General features: G+C 56.9%; 14 protein-coding genes. 5 read left to right on the forward strand and 9 right to left on the reverse strand.

Annotation, left to right across the window (positions count from 1 at the left end):
• Positions 1–352: 352 nt before the first annotated feature.
• The 4 genes from carA to folA all read left to right on the forward strand — a co-directional run bounded on the left by carA (position 353) and on the right by folA (position 6863).
• A complete protein-coding gene (gene carA / locus B3041_RS13000) occupies positions 353–1501 on the forward strand; it encodes a glutamine-hydrolyzing carbamoyl-phosphate synthase small subunit (RefSeq protein ID WP_292975418.1) in 1149 nt (382 codons plus the stop codon).
• 13 nt (positions 1502–1514) lie between these two features.
• The gene (gene carB / locus B3041_RS13005; RefSeq protein ID WP_065650166.1) at positions 1515–4742 is read left to right on the forward strand and encodes a carbamoyl-phosphate synthase large subunit; all 3228 of its coding nucleotides are present in this window, start codon (positions 1515–1517) and stop codon (positions 4740–4742) included.
• Between the two features lie 226 nt (positions 4743–4968).
• The gene (locus B3041_RS13010; RefSeq protein ID WP_292975422.1) at positions 4969–6111 is read left to right on the forward strand and encodes a porin; all 1143 of its coding nucleotides are present in this window, start codon (positions 4969–4971) and stop codon (positions 6109–6111) included.
• Positions 6112–6380: 269 nt separating this feature from the next.
• The gene (folA, locus tag B3041_RS13015; RefSeq protein ID WP_065650164.1) at positions 6381–6863 is read left to right on the forward strand and encodes a type 3 dihydrofolate reductase; all 483 of its coding nucleotides are present in this window, start codon (positions 6381–6383) and stop codon (positions 6861–6863) included.
• An 88-nt stretch (positions 6864–6951) separates the two neighbouring features.
• On the opposite strand, the gene apaH is transcribed toward folA, so the two are convergent.
• From apaH to lptD, 6 genes are read right to left on the reverse strand one after another with little or no spacing between them, the layout of a single operon-like run.
• Positions 6952–7821, reverse strand: a complete 870-nt coding sequence (gene apaH / locus B3041_RS13020) for a bis(5'-nucleosyl)-tetraphosphatase (symmetrical) ApaH (protein ID WP_065650163.1) — start codon at positions 7819–7821, stop codon at positions 6952–6954.
• 48 nt (positions 7822–7869) lie between these two features.
• Positions 7870–8247, reverse strand: coding sequence for a Co2+/Mg2+ efflux protein ApaG (gene apaG / locus B3041_RS13025; RefSeq protein ID WP_065650162.1), 378 nt, complete (start codon positions 8245–8247; stop codon positions 7870–7872).
• A gap of 4 nt (positions 8248–8251) precedes the next feature.
• On the reverse strand, positions 8252–9076 hold the full coding sequence (gene rsmA / locus B3041_RS13030) for a 16S rRNA (adenine(1518)-N(6)/adenine(1519)-N(6))-dimethyltransferase RsmA (RefSeq protein ID WP_039382519.1): 825 nt from the start codon (positions 9074–9076) through the stop codon (positions 8252–8254).
• Positions 9069–10064, reverse strand: coding sequence for a 4-hydroxythreonine-4-phosphate dehydrogenase PdxA (gene pdxA / locus B3041_RS13035; protein WP_292975430.1), 996 nt, complete (start codon positions 10062–10064; stop codon positions 9069–9071). Before pdxA ends, rsmA begins: the two co-directional genes overlap by 8 nt.
• Positions 10054–11343, reverse strand: a complete 1290-nt coding sequence (gene surA, locus B3041_RS13040; protein ID WP_292975433.1) for a peptidylprolyl isomerase SurA — start codon at positions 11341–11343, stop codon at positions 10054–10056. Before surA ends, pdxA begins: the two co-directional genes overlap by 11 nt.
• Before the next feature lie 54 nt (positions 11344–11397).
• The gene (gene lptD, locus B3041_RS13045; protein ID WP_292975436.1) at positions 11398–13782 is read right to left on the reverse strand and encodes an LPS assembly protein LptD; all 2385 of its coding nucleotides are present in this window, start codon (positions 13780–13782) and stop codon (positions 11398–11400) included.
• Positions 13783–13964: 182 nt separating this feature from the next.
• Here lptD and djlA point away from each other — a divergent pair, with 182 nt between their 5' ends.
• Positions 13965–14774, forward strand: coding sequence for a co-chaperone DjlA (gene djlA / locus B3041_RS13050; RefSeq protein ID WP_065650159.1), 810 nt, complete (start codon positions 13965–13967; stop codon positions 14772–14774).
• Positions 14775–14822: 48 nt separating this feature from the next.
• On the opposite strand, the gene rluA is transcribed toward djlA, so the two are convergent.
• The 3 genes from rluA to polB form a co-directional block, all read right to left on the reverse strand.
• On the reverse strand, positions 14823–15482 hold the full coding sequence (rluA, locus tag B3041_RS13055) for a bifunctional tRNA pseudouridine(32) synthase/23S rRNA pseudouridine(746) synthase RluA (protein WP_065650158.1): 660 nt from the start codon (positions 15480–15482) through the stop codon (positions 14823–14825).
• A gap of 15 nt (positions 15483–15497) precedes the next feature.
• Positions 15498–18404: an RNA polymerase-associated protein RapA gene (rapA, locus tag B3041_RS13060; RefSeq protein WP_292975441.1), complete on the reverse strand. Its 2907-nt coding sequence runs from the start codon at positions 18402–18404 to the stop codon at positions 15498–15500.
• A 149-nt stretch (positions 18405–18553) separates the two neighbouring features.
• Positions 18554–20914 carry a DNA polymerase II gene (gene polB / locus B3041_RS13065; protein ID WP_292975444.1) on the reverse strand — a complete coding sequence of 787 codons (2361 nt, stop codon included), beginning with the start codon at positions 20912–20914 and terminating at the stop codon, positions 18554–18556.
• Positions 20915–20955: the final 41 nt, after the last annotated feature.

Here is a 20955-nt window from a genome sequence, read left to right on the forward strand (position 1 = left end):
CAATGCTTCTTTTTTTAGATGTTATCCGGGGTTTTTCTGCGCTGCTAAAGTTAAATTTGACCATTTGGTCAAAAATATTATGTGCATCAGGCCGGCTGGCTTTTATTTATGTCAGGCAACCGATTAATCAACCTGTTAAGGTGCTGTTTTTACCCTCTTTGCGCTTTGTTTCTGTTATAGCCTCCGAAAAACATAAAAAAACCGCCTTTCCGGCTAGACATCAGCAGGGGGGATCATTAGAATGCGCGCAATTTGCCAAAAATCGAGCAGTCAGGCGGTTTTTACATTGATTCAGGCCAGTATTATGAATTAATATGCATATATTATGACTGTTTATTCCCTGGAGGATGTTTTGATTAAGTCAGCGCTCTTGGTTCTGGAAGACGGAACCCAATTCCACGGTCGGGCCATCGGGGCTACGGGTTCGGCAGTGGGTGAGGTCGTTTTCAACACGTCAATGACCGGTTATCAAGAAATCCTTACTGATCCCTCCTATTCCCGCCAGATTGTTACTCTTACTTATCCCCATATCGGCAACGTTGGCGTCAATATCGCAGATGATGAATCGAATCAGATCCATGCTCAGGGCCTGGTCATTCGCGACCTGCCACTGATTACCAGCAACTTCCGCAGTGAAGAGAGCCTCTCTGCCTGGCTGCAGCGTAATAACATTGTTGGCATTGCCGATATCGATACGCGCAAGCTAACGCGTCTGCTGCGTGAAAAAGGTGCGCTGAACGGCTGCATCATTGCGGGTGACGCGCCGGATGCAGCGCTGGCGCTGCAAAAAGCGCAGGCGTTCCCGGGGCTGAAGGGCATGGATCTGGCGAAAGAAGTGGCCACCACTGAAACATACACCTGGCAGCAGGGGAGCTGGACGCTGAAGGACGGCCTGCCTGAGCAGCAGTCCGCTGACGCACTGCCATATCACGTGGTCGCCTATGACTACGGCGCCAAGCGCAATATCCTGCGCATGCTGGTAGATCGCGGCTGCCGCCTGACGGTGGTACCGGCGCAGACGCCAGCAGAAGAGGTGCTGGCACTCAATCCGGACGGCATCTTCCTCTCCAATGGCCCGGGCGATCCGGAGCCGTGTGACTACGCTATCCGCGCGATTCAGGCATTTCTGGAGACAGAGATCCCGGTATTTGGTATCTGCCTGGGTCACCAGCTGCTGGCGCTGGCCAGCGGCGCAAAAACCGTCAAAATGAAGCTGGGCCATCACGGCGGCAACCATCCGGTGAAAGATCTCGATAACAATACCGTGATGATTACCGCGCAGAACCACGGCTTTGCCGTCGATGAGAGCCAGATACCGGCAAATCTGCGCGTGACGCATGTGTCGCTGTTTGACCAGACCGTGCAGGGGATCCATCGTACCGATAAACCCGCTTTCAGCTTCCAGGGACATCCGGAAGCGAGTCCTGGCCCGCACGATGCGGCGCCGCTGTTCGATCACTTTATCGAACTGATTGAAGCCTACCGTTCAAACGCGAAGTAATCAGGAGCCTCCGATGCCAAAACGTACTGACATAAAATCTATCCTGATCCTTGGCGCTGGCCCGATCGTTATCGGTCAGGCGTGTGAATTTGACTACTCGGGCGCGCAGGCGTGTAAAGCACTGCGTGAAGAGGGTTATCGCGTCATTCTGGTTAACTCCAATCCGGCGACCATCATGACCGATCCGGAAATGGCCGACGCGACCTATATTGAGCCAATCCACTGGGAAGTGGTGCGCAAAATCATTGAAAAAGAGCGTCCGGATGCAGTACTGCCAACCATGGGCGGGCAGACCGCACTGAACTGTGCGCTGGAGCTGGAGCGCCAGGGCGTGCTGGAAGAGTTTGGCGTGACCATGATCGGTGCCACGGCTGACGCTATCGATAAAGCAGAAGATCGCCGTCGCTTTGATGTGGCAATGAAAAGCATCGGTCTTGATACCGCCCGTTCGGGTATTGCTCACACCATGGAAGAGGCGCTGAAGGTTGCGGAAGAGGTTGGCTTTCCGTGCATTATTCGTCCCTCCTTTACCATGGGCGGCACCGGCGGCGGTATTGCTTACAATCGCGAAGAGTTTGAAGAGATCTGTGAGCGTGGCCTCGACCTCTCTCCGACCAACGAGCTGCTGATTGATGAATCGCTGATTGGCTGGAAAGAGTATGAGATGGAGGTGGTGCGCGATAAAAACGATAACTGCATCATCGTCTGCTCAATTGAAAACTTCGATGCCATGGGCATTCACACCGGCGACTCTATCACCGTGGCGCCGGCGCAGACGCTGACGGATAAAGAGTACCAGATCATGCGTAACGCCTCGCTGGCGGTACTGCGTGAGATTGGCGTTGAAACCGGGGGATCTAACGTACAGTTCTCGGTGAACCCGAAAGATGGCCGCCTGATCGTTATCGAAATGAACCCGCGCGTATCGCGCTCCTCCGCGCTGGCGTCCAAAGCCACCGGCTTCCCGATTGCTAAAGTCGCGGCTAAGCTGGCGGTTGGCTTTACGCTTGATGAGCTGATGAACGACATCACCGGCGGTCGCACGCCGGCGTCGTTTGAACCCTCTATCGACTATGTCGTGACCAAGATCCCGCGCTTTAACTTTGAGAAGTTTGCCGGCGCTAACGATCGCCTTACCACGCAGATGAAATCAGTGGGTGAAGTGATGGCGATTGGCCGCACTTTCCAGGAGTCGATGCAGAAAGCGCTGCGCGGCCTTGAAGTTGGTGCTAACGGCTTCGATCCGAAAGTGGATCTGGATGACGCCGACGCGCTGACCCGGATCCGCCGCGAGCTGAAAGATGCCGGCTCAGATCGCATCTGGTATGTCGCTGACGCGTTTCGTGCCGGTATGTCGGTGGATGGCGTCTTTAATCTTACCAATATCGATCGCTGGTTCCTGGTGCAGATTGAAGAGCTGGTGCGGCTGGAAGAGCAGGTTGCACGTGAAGGGGTTAACGCACTCGATGCCGGTTTCCTGCGTGCTCTGAAGCGTAAAGGCTTTGCTGATGCGCGCCTGGCAGCGCTGGCAGGCGTGGCGGAAAGCGAAATCCGCAAGCTGCGTCAGCAGTACAATCTGCACCCGGTTTATAAGCGCGTAGATACCTGTGCCGCTGAGTTCTCGACCGATACCGCCTACATGTACTCCACCTATGAGGAGGAGTGTGAAGCGAACCCGAATCAGGATCGTGACAAAATCATGGTGCTGGGCGGCGGGCCAAACCGTATTGGTCAGGGTATTGAGTTTGACTACTGCTGCGTCCATGCGTCGCTGGCGCTGCGTGAAGATGGTTATGAAACCATCATGGTTAACTGCAACCCGGAAACGGTCTCAACCGATTATGACACTTCCGACCGACTCTACTTTGAGCCGGTCACGCTGGAAGATGTGCTGGAGATTGTACGTATCGAGCAGCCAAAAGGCGTTATCGTGCAGTACGGTGGCCAGACGCCACTGAAACTGGCTCGTGCGCTGGAAGCGGCGGGGGTACCGGTTATTGGTACCAGCCCGGACGCCATTGACCGTGCTGAAGACCGTGAACGTTTCCAGCAGGCGGTCGATCGTCTGAAACTGAAACAGCCGGCTAACGCCACGGTTGCCACGCTGGAGCAGGCGGTAGAGAAAGCCGCCGGTATCGGTTATCCGCTGGTGGTGCGTCCTTCCTATGTACTGGGCGGCCGCGCAATGGAAATTGTCTATGACGAAGTGGATCTTAAGCGCTATTTCCAGACTGCAGTCTCCGTCTCTAACGATGCGCCGGTGCTGCTGGATCGCTTCCTGGATGATGCGGTGGAAGTGGATGTGGATGCTATCTGCGACGGCGAGCGGGTGCTGATTGGCGGCATCATGGAACATATTGAGCAGGCGGGCGTGCACTCCGGTGACTCTGCCTGTTCTCTGCCCGCCTATACGCTGAGCAGTGAAATCCAGAACGTGATGCGTCAGCAGGTTGAGAAGCTGGCGTTTGAACTTAACGTACGCGGTCTGATGAACGTGCAGTTTGCGGTCAAAGATAACGAGGTTTACCTGATTGAGGTGAATCCGCGTGCGGCACGTACCGTTCCATTTGTCTCCAAGGCTACCGGCGTACCGCTGGCCAAAGTGGCGGCGCGCGTCATGGCGGGCAAAACCCTGCTGGAGCAGGGCGTGACGGAAGAGGTCATTCCGCCTTACTACTCGGTGAAAGAGGTGGTGCTGCCGTTCAATAAATTCCCGGGCGTCGATCCGATTCTGGGACCGGAAATGCGCTCCACCGGTGAGGTGATGGGCGTCGGCCGTACCTTTGCTGAAGCCTTCGGTAAAGCGATGCTGGGCGCGCAGAGCAACATGAAGAAAAGCGGTCGTGCGCTGCTCTCGGTGCGTGAAGGCGATAAAAAGCGCATCGTCGATCTGGCGGCGAAGCTGCAGAAGTTTGGCTTTGAGCTGGACGCTACCCACGGTACGGCGGTGGTGCTGGGTGAAGCCGGTATCAATCCACGCCTGGTCAATAAGGTGCATGAGGGACGCCCGCACATTCAGGATCGCCTGAAGAACGGCGAATACACCTACATCGTTAACACCACGGCGGGACGTCAGGCGATTGAGGACTCCAAGCTGATTCGCCGCAGCGCGCTGCAGTATAAAGTGCACTATGACACCACGCTGAACGGTGGCTTTGCGACCGCGATGGCTCTGAATGCCGATCCCACAGAGAAAGTCATTTCAGTGCAGGAGATGCATGCGCAGCTGAAGGGCAAATAAGCGCAGCACCCGTAAGAAACAGCGGCCCCGGACGGGGCCGTTTTTTTTTGCCTGAAACAGAGCGGTCGTAGCAAACCTGCTGATTTGGCTTAACTTTTAGCTATTGGTGCTGCTGACTGCCTTTTTAAGATTTTTCGCACAAATTTATAACCCGCCATCCGGTAAGGGCACCGTACTATCTGGCGCGCTCAACCATAGAGCCTTTACCTTCACCGGAAAATATAAAATGAAAATGCGTGCTTTAACTCTTAGCGCAGTGGCTGCGTTGCTGATGGCTGCGCCTCTCGCCAGCCAGGCAGAAATTACTCTGCTGAAGCAGGATCCTCAGGCAGACAGCGCACTCGGGCGCCTTGGCTTTAAAGTGGGCGGCAGCATTCGCCCGCAGTTTATGCATCAGAATGGCGTAAATGACACATCCTACAAGCGTAACGGCTACGACGGCGGCTCGCGCTTCCGCTTTGGCGCAGACTACGCGATCGCAGAGGATCTGAGCTGGGTAGGCTACTATGAGCTGGGCGTTAATTTCCCGGCCTGGTGGGGCTGGGATCACCACTATGCCAGCGGCGCACGCGATACCTCACGCCGTCAGCTCTATACCGGTTTTAAAAGTGCCAGCCTCGGCGAACTCTATTTTGGTCAGCAGAACAGCGTCTATTACGATGTGGTTGGCGCAAAAACCGATATCTGGGATTACGATATGCTGGCCCAGGGCTCCGGCGTCGGTATCAACGGCGATTACGACGGCAGCTATCGCTCACGCAAAATGCTGAAGTACAAAACCCGTGCCGGCGCCGCCGATCTGTACGCCTCTTATCTGTTTGAGGATACCGAATATCTGCCGGGCAACGGCCTGCGCTACAAGCGCAACGGCGGTGGGTCGCTGGGCGTGAACTATCACATCAGCGATGAGCTGGCGTGGGGCACCGCGTGGAATTATACCCGTGCCACCGTGCGTAATCCGGGCACCGGCGACAGCGAGCGCTACGATCAGCATATCTGGGGCACCTCGGTCAGCTGGACGCCAGACAGCTGGACGCTGGCGGCAGGCGCCGGCTGGTATCAGAACTTTGCACCAACCCGCCTGAAAAGCGCAACACGCTACTTTGCGGATGACGCCTGGGGCATCGAGTATTTTGCCGGTTATAAATTTGCTGTAGGCGAGTATGCGGTGAAAACCCTTCAGCCTTATGTGATGGGCGATCGTCTGGAGTTCGTCAACGGACGTCACTATAAGCGTATCGATAATGGCGTGGGCGTCAGTGCGCAGCTCGACTACGGCTTCCGCGTTGATTATGAGTATGTCATTACCTCCGATACCAGCAAGTCGCTGGGCAACGTGAACCTGGTACGTCTGCGTTACGACTTCTGATGACTGCAGCGGCTCCCTGCGGAGCCGCTCAGTGCGTTTTTCTTTACACTCTCTCTGAAAACCTGCCGGTAACACCCCTGAGTTGTGCCAGTGGCGCAGGCGATCGTGGCGGCTCTCTCCGTTAATCGCAGTAAAGTCGGTGTAAAGCTCTGCCTGACAGCCTGAATCTGGCGGCAAAAGAGCTTTACGCAAATAGCACGGCTGGCCTATCGACGAAACTTTCGCCTTTACGTATCATTGCGCCAATTTTTTCCAGCAGGTTTTTAATCATGATTAGTCTGATCGCAGCACTGGCTGCGGATCGCATTATTGGTATGGAAAACGCCATGCCGTGGCATTTACCCGCCGATCTCGCCTGGTTCAAACGCAACACGCTGAACAAACCCGTGATTATGGGACGTCTGACCTTTGAGTCGATTGGCCGTCCGCTGCCGGGCCGGCTCAATATTGTGGTCAGCAGCAAGCCCGGTACCCACGAAGGCGTGACCTGGGTGACTTCACCGGAAGCGGCGATTCAGGCTGCCGGTGACGCAGAAGAGATCATGGTGATTGGCGGCGGCCGTATTTATGAGCAGATGCTGCCCCGCGCCGATCGTCTTTATCTGACGCATATTGATGCCGAAGTGGAAGGGGATACACAGTTCCCTGATTATGAGCCGGATGAGTGGCAGTCGGCTTTCAGCGAGTTTCATGATGCAGATGCGCAGAATTCGCACAGTTACTGCTTTGAGATTCTGGACCGCCGCCGCTGATCGTTGTCAGGTGCGCATCAATGTGCACCCGCCCTGATTTATCCTTTATGAAGATCAGAAAAAGCCCCGCTGACATCGCGGGGCTTTTTTATGGCGTGTTGCTCAGCGGAGGAGTCGCGGCGGCACCTTCAGCGGCCAGTGCGGCTTCACGCCGGGAGCGCTGCACATAGTATTGCTGTGTTTCCCAGTGCAGCAGCGTCAGCGTGCCTCCCCAGCAGCAGCCGGTATCCAGCCCAATAACGTGTTCAGGTGTGCCTTTGCCCTCAAGCGAGGCCCAGTGGCCGAAAATCTGCGTGTAGTCGCTGCCCATTTTACCCGCCACGTTGAACCAGGGCCGCAGCGGCGGTGGAGCAGAGTCGGGGGCCTCTTTGCAGATCATATCCAGCTGGCCATTAGGAAAGCAGAAACGCATGCGCGTCAGTGCATTCGTACTGAATCGCAGACGCGCCAGGCCGCTCAGTTCCGGTGTCCAGTTGTTGGGCATATCGCCATACATCGCATCCAGAAACAGCGGATAGCTGTCGCTGGAGAGCACCGCTTCTACTTCGCGCGCGCACGCTTTTGCCGTCTCAAGATCCCACTGCGGGGTGATGCCGGCATGCGCCATGACGAGCTTTTTCTCTTCATCAACCTGGAGCAGCGGCTGGCGCCGCAGCCAGTTGATCAGCGCATCAGCATCGTCCGCCTCCAGCAGCGGCGTCAGGCGGTCTTTCGGTTTATTACGGCTGATGCCGGCAAAAACCGCCAGCAGGTGCAGGTCATGATTGCCCAGCACTATGCGTACGCTGTCACCCAGTGATTTTACGTAGCGCAGCACCTCCAGTGAACCGGGGCCGCGCGCCACGAGATCGCCGGTCAGCCAGAGTTCATCCTGCTGTGGATCAAAGTTTACCTGCGTCAGCAGCGCGCGCAGCTCATCATAACAGCCGTGGATATCGCCAATCAGATATGTACTCATGATATCAGTCCGGTAAAACACGCCGCCCGGACGAGCCGGGCGGGGGGATCAGTGAATGTGGGTTTGTACGGCGAGGCGAAACACCGGAATATCGACATTAAAGGCGGTGCCCTCTTCATCGATCATGACATAGTGACCCTGCATGGTGCCCATCGGCGTTTCCAGAATCGCGCCGCTGGTATACTGGTATTCGCCACCCGGCTCGATAAAAGGCTGCTCACCTACCACACCGTCGCCCTGAACTTCCGTTTCACGGCCGTTGCCGTTGGTGATCAGCCAGTAGCGGCTGCGCAGCTGAACGCGCGTGCGCCCGGGATTGCGAATAGTGATGGTATAGGCAAACACGTAGCGATCCTCTTCCGGTGAGGATTGCGATTCCACATACTGACTCAGTACCTGAACACAGACGCGCGCCATATCACTCATGCACTTAGTTCTCCGCTGTTTTTGCCTGATGGTTGCCCAGCCAGTTTGCCAGCTGACAATACTGCGCAACGCTGACGTTTTCTGCACGCAGCGAAGTATCAATATTTAACTCTTCCAGCGCACCTGCAGCAACCAGATGACCCAGACTGTTACGCAATGTTTTGCGACGCTGACCAAAAGCCTCAGTGGTAATGCGGCTCAGGATCTTTACATCGCTGACCGGGTAAGGCGGCTGTGCATAAGGCACCAGCCGTACCACGGCAGAGTCTACTTTAGGTGGCGGCGTAAACGACTGCGGCGGCACTTCAAGAACCGGGATCACCTGACAGTAGTACTGCGCCATCACGCTGAGACGACCATATGCTTTACTGCCCGGGCCGGCAACCAGACGGTTAACCACCTCTTTCTGCAGCATGAAGTGCATATCTTTGATCGAACCAGTATAGCTGAAAAGATGAAACATCAGCGGCGTGGAGATGTTGTAGGGCAGGTTGCCAAACACGCGCAGCGGCTGCCCCTTTTCCTGCGCCAGCGCAGCAAAATCAAAGGTCATCGCATCCTGCTGATAAATGGTCAGCTTGGGACCGAGGAACGGATGGGTCTGCAGCCGTGCCGCCAGATCGCGATCCAGCTCAACCACGGTCAGCGCGTCCAGGCGTTCGCCTACCGGCTCGGTCAGGGCACCGAGACCGGGACCGATCTCGACCAGCGCCTCCTGCTTTTGCGGATGAATAGCAGAGACGATGCTATCGATAATGTACTGATCGTTCAGGAAGTTCTGCCCGAAACGTTTACGGGCGTAATGCCCCTGATGGACGCGATTATTCATTACTGCTCTTGATCATAGTGATGGCGAGATTAAGCGCCGTGATAAAGCTGCCCGGCTCTGCCTGCCCAAGCCCGGCCAGTTCCAGCGCGGTGCCGTGATCGACAGAGGTTCGGATAAAAGGCAGGCCCAGGGTGATATTCACCGCGCGGCCAAAGCCCTGATATTTGAGGACCGGCAGTCCCTGGTCATGATACATCGCCAGTACCGCATCGGCATGTTGCAGATATTTAGGCTGAAACAGCGTATCGGCCGGCAGGGGCCCCGTCAGACGGATGCCCTGCTGGCGCAGCGAGTCCAGCGCTGGCGTAATAGTATCAATCTCTTCACGCCCCATATGTCCGCTTTCGCCAGCGTGCGGATTGAGTCCGCAGACAAATATATGAGGCTGCTGCAGGCCAAATTTCTGCTGTAAATCCTGATGCAGAATGGTGATGACTTCATGCAGGCTCTCACGCGTGATGGCGGCAGAGACATCTTTCAGCGGCAGGTGGGTGGTTGCCAGCGCCACCCGCAGCGACTCGGTTGCCAGCATCATAACCACGCGGTCGCCACCGGCACGATCGGCAAAAAATTCGGTATGGCCGGTAAACGGAATGCCGGCATCGTTGATCACGCCCTTATGTACGGGGCCGGTGATCAGCGCTGCAAACTCGCCCTGCAGCGCACCGTCACAGGCGCGTGCCAGCGTCTCAAGGACGTAGGCACTATTAGCTACGCAGAGCTGGCCCGGCACCACAGGCTGTGCGGTGTCGATCTGCAGCAGCGTCAGGGTTCCTGCCTGCTGCGGCTGCGGTGCGCGGTCAGGGTGCCACGGCAGCAGGGTAAGCGGCAGACCGAGCTGCGCAGCGCGCTGCCGCAGCACCTCGCCGTCAGCACAGACGACCAGTTCGACCGGCCAGTTACGCTGCGCCAGCAGCACCGTGAGATCGGGACCAATCCCGGCGGGTTCGCCGGGCGTGATCGCAACGCGATAGCTATCAGTTGCCATCAAGGATCTTCACGTAGGCGCTGGCGCGCTGCTCCTGCATCCAGGTCTGCGCTTCTTCCGCAAATTTGCGGTTGAACAGCAGACGATAGGCGCGCTCTTTCTGCGCCGCATCGGTTTTATCCACCTGGCGCGTATCCAGCAGCTGGATCAGATGCCAGCCGAATGAAGAGTGAACCGGCGCGCTGACCTGACCTTTCTGCAGCTTCAGCAGTGCGTCGCGGAAAGCGGGATCGTAAATGTCGGGGGAAGCCCAGCCAAGATCGCCGCCCTGGTTAGCCGAGCCCGGATCGTCAGAGAACTGTTTAGCGGCAGCGGCAAAGGTGGTTTTTCCGCTTTTAATGTCAGCGGCAAGCTGCGTAATTTTTTCACGCGCCTGATCGTCGCTCAGGATGGGCGAAGGCTTCAGCAGAATATGACGGGCATGTACCTCAGTGACCGAGATATTTTTGCTCTCGCCGCGCAGATCGTTAACTTTAAGGATATGGAAACCCACACCTGAACGAATCGGACCGACCACATCGCCTTTTTTCGCGCTGCTCAGCGCCTGCGAGAACAGCGTAGGCAGCTCTTCGATTTTACCCCAGCCCATGTTGCCGCCTTTCAGCGCCTGCGGATCGGCTGAGTAGGTCACCGCCAGCTTACCGAAATCGGTACCGCCTTTGATTTCTCCCACCAGCTGGCGTGCCAGCGCTTCCTGATCGTCAACCTGCTGCTGCGTAGGGTTTTCCGGCAGCGGCAGCAGGATCTGACTGATGTTCAGCTCGGTGCCCTGTGAGTTCTGTGAACCCATCTGCGTTGCCAGCGTATCGACTTCCTGCGGCAGAATGGTGACGCGACGGCGCACTTCATTGTTGCGCACTTCAGAGATCAGCATCTCTTTACGGATCTGCGCACGGTAGTCGCTGTAGTTCATGCCATCGTAGGCGAGGCGACTGCGCAGCTGATCAACGCTCATACGGTTCTGCGCAGCGATGTTCTGGATCGCCTGATCCAGCTGCTGATCGCTGATCTGCAGGCCCGCTTTTTCACCCATCTGCAGGATAATGTTATCCATGACCTGACGCTCAAGGATCTGATGACGCAACGTACGGTCCTCAGGCAACTGCTGACCCGCCTGCTGCGCCTGGGATTTTACCGTGCGCATCATATTATCGACGTCACTTTCCAGCACCACGCCGTTGTTCACGACGGCGGCGACTTTATCGACTACCTGTGGGGCTGCGAAAGCGGTGCCGGCCGACATCGCCGCACCCAGAATCAGCATTCTCCAGTTCTTCATACTTTATCCATTATTGTTTCCGCACTGCGGGATCGCCTGTCAAACATCACAACATCAGAATGCGCGCTGATAGGGAATAATCCCCTGACGCAGCATTTCATTAGTGCCTAAGCCGTAGTTGGAACTCAGGCCACGCAGCTCAATGTTGAATGAGATTTGGTTGTCATATTTACTGTCGTTGTTTTCCCAGCCGTTAATCTTGCGCTCGTAACCCAGACGAATAGCGTAGCAGCAGGAGCTGTACTGCACGCCTACCAGCTGCTCTGCCGGACGACTGTTGCGGGTATCATAGTAGTATCCCCCCACCAGCGACCAGGCATCGGCAATCGGTACGCTGCCGGTTGCACCGACCTGCGAAATGCCATTTTTATAAATCGGATTGTTAATCAGGCTGGCGTTGTTACGCGCCTGCGCGACATATTCCGGGCTGCTGTAACGGTAGCTCAGCTGCAGCATGCGGTCGGCGTCACGGCGATACTCCAGTACCGTGTTACCCTGCGAAACGTTATCGAGACGGGTGTCATACTGCAGTCCGCCACGCACGTTCCAGCGATCGCTGATTTTCCAGTATGTGTCGCCAGCCCATACCAGGCTGCCGGTATCATCTTCTTTACTCGTCTGGTTTACGCCGGTACGCGACGGAGTAAACGAGTAGATTTGACCTACAGAAACGTTAAAACGTTCAACCAGATCGTTGTCATAAATGCGTGTTGTTACGCCGCTTGCCACTTCGTTCGAGGAGGCGATGCGATCGAGACCGCTATAAGTGCGATCGCGGAACAGGCCGGTATAGTCGGTCTGCAGCAGCGTAGAGTCGTAAGGATAGATGTTGCTCTGATCGCGATACGGAATATAGAGATACTGAACGCGCGGCTCCAGCGTCTGGGTATAGCCCTGCGACCAGTCCATATCCCGGTCAAATACCAGACGGCCATCCACTTTAAACTGCGGCAGCGTGCGGTTAACGGAATCTTTCAGCCGGCCACTGTTATTGTTGGTGGCATCGGGATTGAAGCGCGTGTTATAGCTTTCGATATTGTCCTGCTGATAGTGCGTTGCCAGCAGTTTTGCTTCGGTATCAAGGCTGGCCCAGCCGTTGGAAAGCGGCAGATTCAGCGTAGGCTCAATATGCAGACGCGTCGCTTCCGGCATCCGGTTGCTGACGTTGGTGAACTTCACCGCCTGTGCATAGACGCGGCCATCGAATGGACCGATATCATTCTGGTAAGCGTTAACGTCCAGCTGCGGTGCCGCCCGGTAGACGTTGGCAGAACTGGTGTTGCCGAAGACCTGGAAATCTTTGGTCGACAGCGTCGCATCCCAGTTGGTATCCGCGTAGCCGATGCTGAATTTCTGCGTCGCATAGTTATTGGTCGAGCTGTAATATTTCGAGTCGATATCGTTGAAATAGTAGGGATCGCTGACCTTGGTATAGTCTGCCGCAAAGCGCCAGTGCTGATCGTAAACGCCTGAGTGGCGCCAGAAGAAGAGCCAGCGCTTAGAGTCCTGATCGTCTTCAATAGAAGAGCGCGCCGCGCGATCTTTCTCATACTGCTTATCGGACGGCAGGTAATCCAGCTCCATCAGACCGGCACCGAACACCGTGAGGTAGCGGAATTCCGTTTGCAGCTGCGTACCGCGCTTGCTCATATAGTGCGGCGTCAGTGTGGCATCCGCCTGCGGTGCAATATTCCAGTAGTACGGCAGCATAAACTCGAAGCCGTTATTACTGCCATATTTCGCATTGGGGATCAGGAAACCGGAGCGACGACGATCGCCAATCGGCAGCTGCAGATAAGGGCTGTAAAACACCGGCACATTGCCGAGTTTAAAGCGCGCATTCCAGATCTCTGCCACTTCTTCCTGACGATCCTGAATCACTTCTGAACCCGCCACGCTCCAGCTGTTAGAGCCTGGCAGACAGGAAGTGAAGGTGCCATTTTCGAGAATGGTATACCGGTTATTGCCACGCAGCTTCATCTGATCGGCATCGCCGCGTCCCTGGCGACCCACCATCTGATAGTTACCGTTCCAGACATTGGTGTCTTTGGTATTCAGATTGGACCAGGCTTTCGGACCTTTCAGGATGACCTGGTTATCGTCATAGTGCACATTACCCAGCGCATCCACGGTACGTACCGGCGCGGTCTGGCCTTCCTGCTGACGCTGATGCAGCTGCATTTCGTCAGCGCGCAGACGGCTGTTACCCTGCTGCACATCGACATTGCCGGTAAACACCGCATCGTCCGGATAATTGCCTTTTGCCGAGTCGGAATTAATGGTTACCGGCAGGGAGTTAGCGTCACCATTGATAACCGGGCGGTTGTAGCTTGGCACGCCCAGCATACACTGCGACATCAAATCGTCGGCCAGCGCGTGCTGACTATAAAGTGCGGCACCAATCATGGTCGCCAGCAGGGTAGGTATACGTTTTTTCATACGCGGTTTCGATAATTCCATGGACACTGGCATCATGCCGACAATCCGGACAGAGACTAACTTACCGCCCGGCGTAGTGCCAGCGTTAATCCTTTTCTGTCTGCGTTGCCGTTAGGCGCGGAGATAAATGACAGGTATGATAATGCAATTTTCAGCCGCAAGCATGGCGAATTGAGGAGTTTATGCGCTACTGGGGAAAAGTTATTGGTCTTGCGCTTGGCGTGATGTCGGGCGCGGGGTTCTGGGGCATTGTCCTGGGTCTGATCATTGGTCATCTGATTGATAAAGTGCGCAGCGTAAGAGGGCAGGGATACTTTGCCAATAATCAGTCGCGGCAGACGCTGTTTTTCAGCACGACGTTTCAGGTCATGGGTCATCTGACCAAATCAAAAGGGCGCGTCACAGAAGCGGATATTCAGATTGCGTCACTGTTTATGGATCGCATGCAGCTGCACGGAGATGCCCGCACCGCCGCTCAGCGCGCGTTTCGCGAGGGCAAGCAGAGCGACTATCCGCTGCGCAACAAGCTGCGTGAACTGCGCAGCGCCTGTTTTGGCCGCTTTGATCTGATTCGGATGTTTCTGGAAATTCAGATTCAGGCGGCGTTTGCGGATGGTTCGCTGCATCCGAACGAGCGGCAGGTTCTGTATGTGATCGCCGAAGAGCTGGGGATCTCACGCCAGCAGTTCGATCAGTTCCTGCGCATGATGGAAGGCGGGCAGCAGTTTGGCGGCGCGGGCACCTCAGGCGGCGGCTGGCAGCAGGCGCAGCGGGGACCCACGCTGGAAGACGCCTGCAGCGTACTGGGCGTGAAAAGCAGTGATGATAACGCCACGATTAAACGCGCCTATCGCAAGCTGATGAGTGAACATCATCCCGATAAGCTGGTGGCAAAAGGCCTGCCGCCGGAAATGATGGAGATGGCGAAACAGAAAGCGCAGGAGATTCAGGCCGCATATGACCTGATCCGCAAAGAGAAAGGGTTTAAATAACCCGGCCATCCCGCCCTTTTTACCTGAAAGAGGGCAGGGTGACGCGAGTCAGAACTCCGCTGGCTGACGAAATGTCATGCTGTTGCCAAATGCCGGATGGGTAATGGTCAGCGACTCCGCATGCAGCTGCAGACGGGCAGCCATCGCCAGCGCCGCTTCATGCGCATAGAAACGATCGCCAAGGATTGGATGTCCCAGTGCCAGCAGATGCACGCGCAGCTGGTGTGAGCGTCCGGTAATGGGCCTCAGCAGCACGCGAGCACTGTTATCGGCTGCATATTCCAGCACCTCATACTCCGTCTGGGCTGGTTTCCCCAGCTCATGACTCACCATCTGCTTTGGCCGGTTGGGCCAGTCGCAAATCAGCGGCAGATCGATCAGGCCCTTTTCCGCTGCCGGGTGTCCCCAGACGCGTGCCACATAGTGCTTTGACGGCTCGCGCTCGCGAAACTGGCGTTTCAGCTCGCGCTCAGCCGCCTTGTTCAGCGCCACCACAATCACGCCGCTGGTCGCCATATCAAGACGATGGACTGACTCCGCGGCAGGATAATCACGCTGGATGCGCGTCATCACGCTATCCTTGTGCTCCTCCAGCCGGCCCGGCACCGACAGCAATCCGCTCGGTTTGTTGACCACCATAATGTGCGCGTCCTGATACAGAATATGCAGCCAGGGTTCGAGCGGCGGATTGTAGGGTTCCATCAGCATGTCAGCCTCGCCCGCTTACTGGTGCGTTACGACGATCAGACGCAGCGCATCCAGTCGCCAGCCCGCATCGCTCAGGCTTGCCAGCACCTGCGCACGATTGCTCTCCAGCGCCTCAACCTCATCGTCACGGATGTTGGGATTGACGGCGCGCAGTGCTTCAAGACGCGACAGCTCAGCGCTCAGCTTTTCATCCGCTTCCGCTTTCGCCGCGGCAATCAGCGCCTGCGCTTCCGGCACCACAGCCTGCTCTGCCTGCGTCAGAATGGCGTGCACATCCTGCTGGACGGCGTTGACCAGTTTACTGCCGGTGTGGCGATTAACGGCGTTAAGCTGGCGGTTGAAGCTTTCAAACTCCACTTTACCTGCCAGATTATTACCCGCGCGGTCCATCAGCATGCGCACCGGCGTCGGCGGCAGGAAGCGGGTAAGCTGCAGCTGTTTTGGCGCCTGCGCCTCGACCACATAGATCATCTCAACCAGCAGCGTTCCGACCGGAAGCGCCTTGTTTTTCAGCAGCGACAGGGCGCAGCTGCCGGTATCGCCGGAGAGGATCAGATCCAGTCCGTTGCGGATCAGCGGATGTTCCCAGGTAATGAACTGCGTATCTTCGCGTGACAGGGCCTGATTACGGTTAAACGTAATCGTACAGCCATCTTCCGGCAGGCCAGGAAAATCAGGTACCAGCATGTGATCGGAAGGGGTCAGAACGATCAGGTTGTCGCTGCGATCTTCCTGGTTGATACCGACGATATCAAACAGGTTGAGCGCAAAGTTTACCAGCTCAGTATCATTATCCTGAGCGGCAATGGTATCCGCCAGCGCCAGCGCCGCTTCGCCGCCGTTGGAGTTCAGCTCCAGCAGACGGTCGCGGCCCTGCTCTAGCTGCGCTTTCAGGGTGTCGTGCTGCTTACGGCTTTTCAGGATGAACTCATCCAGACCCTGCGGGTTTTCCGGTGCCGCCAGGAACTCAATCAGCGGGTTATATTCAGCGTCATAAATAGCGCGTCCGGTAGGGCAGGTGTGCTCAAAGGCATCCAGTCCTTCGTGATACCAGCGCAGCAGAACCGCCTGTGCAGTTTTCTCCAGCCACGGCACCATGATCTGGATATCGTGCAGCTGACCAATTCGATCGAGACGCCCGATACGCTGCTCCAGCAGATCGGGATTGAACGGCAGATCGAACATCACCAGCCGGCTGGCAAACTGGAAGTTACGGCCTTCAGATCCGATTTCCGAACAGATCAGGACCTGCGCTCCCTCTTCCTGTGAGGCGAAGAACGCGGCCGCGCGATCGCGTTCGATAATCGAGAGCCCCTCATGGAATACCGCCGCGCGAATACCTTCACGCTCGCGCAGCACCTGTTCCAGCTGCAGCGCAGTGGCCGCTTTGGCACAAATCACCAGCACTTTCTCTTTGCGGTTGCTGGTGAGATAGCCCATCAGCCACTCAACGCGTGGATCAAAGTTCCACCACGTGCCGCTGTCGCCTTCAAATTCCTGATAGATCTGCTCCGGGTAAAGCATGTCCCGGGCGCGCTCTTCCGGCGACTTGCGGGCCGCCATAATGCCGGAGACTTTGATTGCTGTCTGATACTGTGCCGGCAGCGGCAGCCGGATCTGCTGCAGCTCGCGCTTGGGAAAGCCCTTCACGCCGTTACGGGTGTTACGGAACAGGACGCGGCTGGTGCCGTGGCGATCCATCAGCATCGACACCAGCTCTTTACGCGCATCCTCTTTGCCATCGCGATCGCTGTTAGCAACCTGCAGCAGCGGTTCAATATCCTGTTCGCCAATCAGCTCATTGATCAGGTTCATCTCTTCTTTGCTGATCGGCTGATCCGCCAGCAGGGAGCTGACGGCGTCGGCCACCGGGCGATAGTGCTGCTGCTCGGCGACAAACTGGCTGAAATCATGAAAGCGGTCAGGATCGAGCAGGCGCAGACGGGCAAAGTGGCTCTCCAGCCCCAGCTGTTCCGGCGTGGCGGTAAGCAGCAGTACGCCCGGCGTGTTTTCCGCCAGCTGTTCAATCACCTGATACTCGCGGCTCGGGGCCGCTTCACTCCACGCCAGGTGGTGCGCTTCATCCACGACCAGCAGATCCCACTCCGCCTCTGCCAGCAGTGCCAGACGCTGTTTATTGCGGCGCACAAAGTCGAGTGAGCAGATAATCAGCTGTTCCGTTTCAAACGGATTGTCGCTGTCGTGCTGCGCTTCGGTATAACGATCGTCATCAAACAGCGCAAAGCGCAGGTTAAAGCGACGCAGCATCTCCACCAGCCACTGATGCTGCAGCGTTTCCGGCACCACGATCAGCACGCGATCGGCGCGCCCTGCCAGCAGCTGCTGCTGGATGATCATGCCCGCTTCAATGGTTTTACCCAGGCCGACTTCGTCTGCCAGCAGCACGCGCGGCGCGTGACGGCGACCCACGTCGTGCGCGATATGCAGCTGGTGCGGAATAAGGTTGGTGCGCATGCCGCGCAGGCCACTGACGGCAAGACGATACTGCTCGCTCTGATATTTGCGCGCGCGGAAGCGCAGGGCAAAGCGATCCATGCGATCGAGCTGACCGGCAAACAGGCGATCCTGCGGCTTGCTGAAGACCAGCTTGCTGTCCAGCATCACTTCACGCAGCACCACATTGCTCTCTTCGGTGTCAGAGCGCGTACCGATATACGTCACCAGCTCATTTTCGTGCCGCACTTCATCAACCAGCATCTGCCAGCCTTCATGGCTGGTGACGGTATCACCCGGATTGAAAATCACGCGGGTGACCGGAGAATCATGACGGGCATAGAGGCGGTTTTCGCCGGTTGCGGGAAACATCAGCGTGACCATGCGCGTATCCAGCGCCACGACCGTGCCCAGTCCCAGTTCACTTTCCGTATCACTTATCCAGCGTTGACCCAGTGTAAATACCATATATTTTTTGCTCGATTCTCTGAATGACTTGAAGGCGTTCGCCCGCTCTCAGGCAATAACAAAGCGCCAGACAGATGTCTGGTCAGATTGTTCATACTGAAATACAGGAAGGGCGCTATGGTACTGGATGGCAGGGCATTCGTCACCTGTCAAAAAAGCCCCAGCTGCCCGGTGATCAGTGTAGCAAAGTCGTCGCCGACGAAGGGCAGAATGCCATCCGCTATCGGCTGCAGCTGTTTGCTGACGTAGTGATCGTAGTCGAGTGGCGTGGTACGCACCTCCAGCGGCTCCGGCCCGGCGGTCGCCATCACATAGCGAATGGAACCGCCTTTCTGGTACTGCAGCGGACGCTGCAGCCTGCGGTTATATTCATCTGCAAGACGCGCCGCGCGCACGTGCGGCGGCACATTGCGCTCATACTCATGCAGCGGCCGCCGCAGGCGTTTTTTATACACCAGCTGATCGTCAAGCTGGCCGGCCATCAGCTGCGCGACCGTTTCACGGATATAGGCCTGCCAGGGCTCTCCGCGAAAAATGCGGCCATAGAGCTGCTGCTGAAACTGCTGCGCCAGCGGCGTCCAGTCAGTACGCACGGACTCCAGCCCTTTAAACACCAGACGCTGCTGCGCGCCGCTGCCGGTCAGCCCGGCATAGCGCTTTTTGCTGCCCTGTTCGGCGTTGCGAATGGTGGGCATCAGAAAACGGCTGAAGTGCGTCTCATACTCCAGTTCCAGCGCGCTCTTCAGGCCGAGCGTCTGCTGCAGATGCTGCTGCCACCAGCGGTTAATCAGCGTGACCAGCCGCTCGCCGGTGGCCGCCGCCTGCTCCTCGCTATATTTGCCCTGCAGCCAGACAAACGTGGAGTCGGTGTCACCGTAGATCACCGTAAACCCTTCGGCCTCAATCAGCGCCCGCGTCTGCTGCATGATGGCGTGACCGCGCAGCGTGATTGAGGAGGCGAGGCGTGAATCAAAAAAGCGACAGGCGCTGGTACCCAGTACGCCATAAAAGGCGTTCATGATGATTTTCAGCGCCTGTGAGAGCGGCGCATTGCCGTCTCGCTTTGCAGCTTCACGCCCCTGCCAGATCTGCGCCACAATCTCAGGCAGACAGTGAATATGACGCGAGAAACGTGCTTCGCGAAAGCCGGGAACAGAATCAGCGTCAGACGGGTGCGCCAGGCCCTCAACCAGCCCGACGGGGTCGATCAGGAAAGTCCGGATGATCGACGGATAGAGACTCTTGTAATCCAGTACCAGCACCGAGTCGTAGAGGCCGGGGCGGGAGTCCATTACGTAGCCGCCCGGACTCGCTTCTGGTGCTACATCGCCCTGGTTGGGCGCCACGTATCCCGTGCGATGCATGCGCGGAATATAGAGATGACTGAACGCCGCAACCGAACCGCCGTGGCGATCCAGTGCCAGACCGTTAACGCTGGCACGCTCCAGTAAAAAGGGCATGATGGCGGTATGGTGAAAAATACGCGTAACCAGCTCGCAATCTTTCAGGTTATAGGTGGCGAGCGCGGGTTTATCATGAGCAAAGCGCCAGTTGATCTCCTCCATGCGCTGCCAGGGATTATTGATCGCTTTACCTTCCCCCAGCAGTTCACGCGCAACAGATTCCAGGCTGAAAGAGGGAAAATCCCAGTAGGCAGATTTCAGCGCTTCAATGCCGTCGATCACGACGCGACCGGCGAGCTGGGCGGTAAATATGCCAGGTTTAAAGCCGTGCTCACGCCACTCCAGCGGCTGCTGCTGACGGCCGAGACGCAGCGGAATGCCGTAGCGATCGGCATGCTTTTGCAGCACGCGCAGGTCGAACTGCACCACGTTCCAGCCAATAACCACATCGGGGTCGTGCCGCACGAACCAGGCGTTAAGCTGCTCCAGCAGCTGCTGGCGGCTCTCAACGTAGATCAGTTCAAAGCTGAGCGCGCTGGCGTCGCCGTTGGGCGGACCCAGCATATACACCTGACGCTGACCGCATCCCTCCAGCCCGATACAGTAAAGCTCGCCACGTTCGGTGGTTTCAATATCCAGCGACACCCAGCGAAGGGGCGGACGGTAGTCAGGATGCGGCTTCAGGCGGGCGTTGATCAGGGTATCACCGCGCGGCTCGCCGCTGAACCAGACCGGAGCGGTAATAAAGCGCTCCATCAGATAGCGCTCGGGCGGCCGGATATCGGCTTCATAAACGCTGATGCCGTTTTCCCGCAGGCGTTTCTCCAGCTGCTGCAGCTGACGATGGCTGCGGCAATAGAGGCCAAACACCGGACGGCGCTGAAAATCTTTCAGCGTCAGCGACTGCAGACGGGCATGAGTTTCATCGCGGATCAGCGCTTCGGTCTGACGACGAAACGCTTCGGGAATAAACGCCACTGACTCCTGCGCGGGCAGCACCAGCCGCTGCGGCCCGGCATCGGTTGCCAGCCACAGCGTGATCTCGCTGCCTGAAGGGGTATCCCGCCAGTGGCGGGTCAGCAGATAGCCTGCGCGCGGTTCTGTCACGGTGACTCCGGAGAAGAAATTATGTGCAGTATATCATGGAT

The sequence above is a fragment of the Pantoea sp. UBA4549 genome, from assembly GCF_002387285.1.
GTDB classification, from domain to species: Bacteria; Pseudomonadota; Gammaproteobacteria; order Enterobacterales; family Enterobacteriaceae; genus Pantoea; species Pantoea borealis.

What these genes read in the sequence shown, in the direction of transcription:
- apaH (WP_065650163.1), bottom strand. Translation starts at nt 7,821, where the DNA reads ATGAGTACATATCTGATTGGCGATATCCACGGCTGTTATGATGAGCTG.
- B3041_RS13010 (WP_292975422.1), top strand. Translation starts at nt 4,969, where the DNA reads ATGAAAATGCGTGCTTTAACTCTTAGCGCAGTGGCTGCGTTGCTGATG.
- surA (WP_292975433.1), bottom strand. Translation starts at nt 11,343, where the DNA reads ATGAAGAACTGGAGAATGCTGATTCTGGGTGCGGCGATGTCGGCCGGC.
- folA (WP_065650164.1), top strand. Translation starts at nt 6,381, where the DNA reads ATGATTAGTCTGATCGCAGCACTGGCTGCGGATCGCATTATTGGTATG.
- rsmA (WP_039382519.1), bottom strand. Translation starts at nt 9,076, where the DNA reads ATGAATAATCGCGTCCATCAGGGGCATTACGCCCGTAAACGTTTCGGG.
- rapA (WP_292975441.1), bottom strand. Translation starts at nt 18,404, where the DNA reads ATGGTATTTACACTGGGTCAACGCTGGATAAGTGATACGGAAAGTGAA.
- djlA (WP_065650159.1), top strand. Translation starts at nt 13,965, where the DNA reads ATGCGCTACTGGGGAAAAGTTATTGGTCTTGCGCTTGGCGTGATGTCG.
- rluA (WP_065650158.1), bottom strand. Translation starts at nt 15,482, where the DNA reads ATGCTGATGGAACCCTACAATCCGCCGCTCGAACCCTGGCTGCATATT.
- carB (WP_065650166.1), top strand. Translation starts at nt 1,515, where the DNA reads ATGCCAAAACGTACTGACATAAAATCTATCCTGATCCTTGGCGCTGGC.
- apaG (WP_065650162.1), bottom strand. Translation starts at nt 8,247, where the DNA reads ATGAGTGATATGGCGCGCGTCTGTGTTCAGGTACTGAGTCAGTATGTG.
- lptD (WP_292975436.1), bottom strand. Translation starts at nt 13,782, where the DNA reads ATGAAAAAACGTATACCTACCCTGCTGGCGACCATGATTGGTGCCGCA.
- pdxA (WP_292975430.1), bottom strand. Translation starts at nt 10,064, where the DNA reads ATGGCAACTGATAGCTATCGCGTTGCGATCACGCCCGGCGAACCCGCC.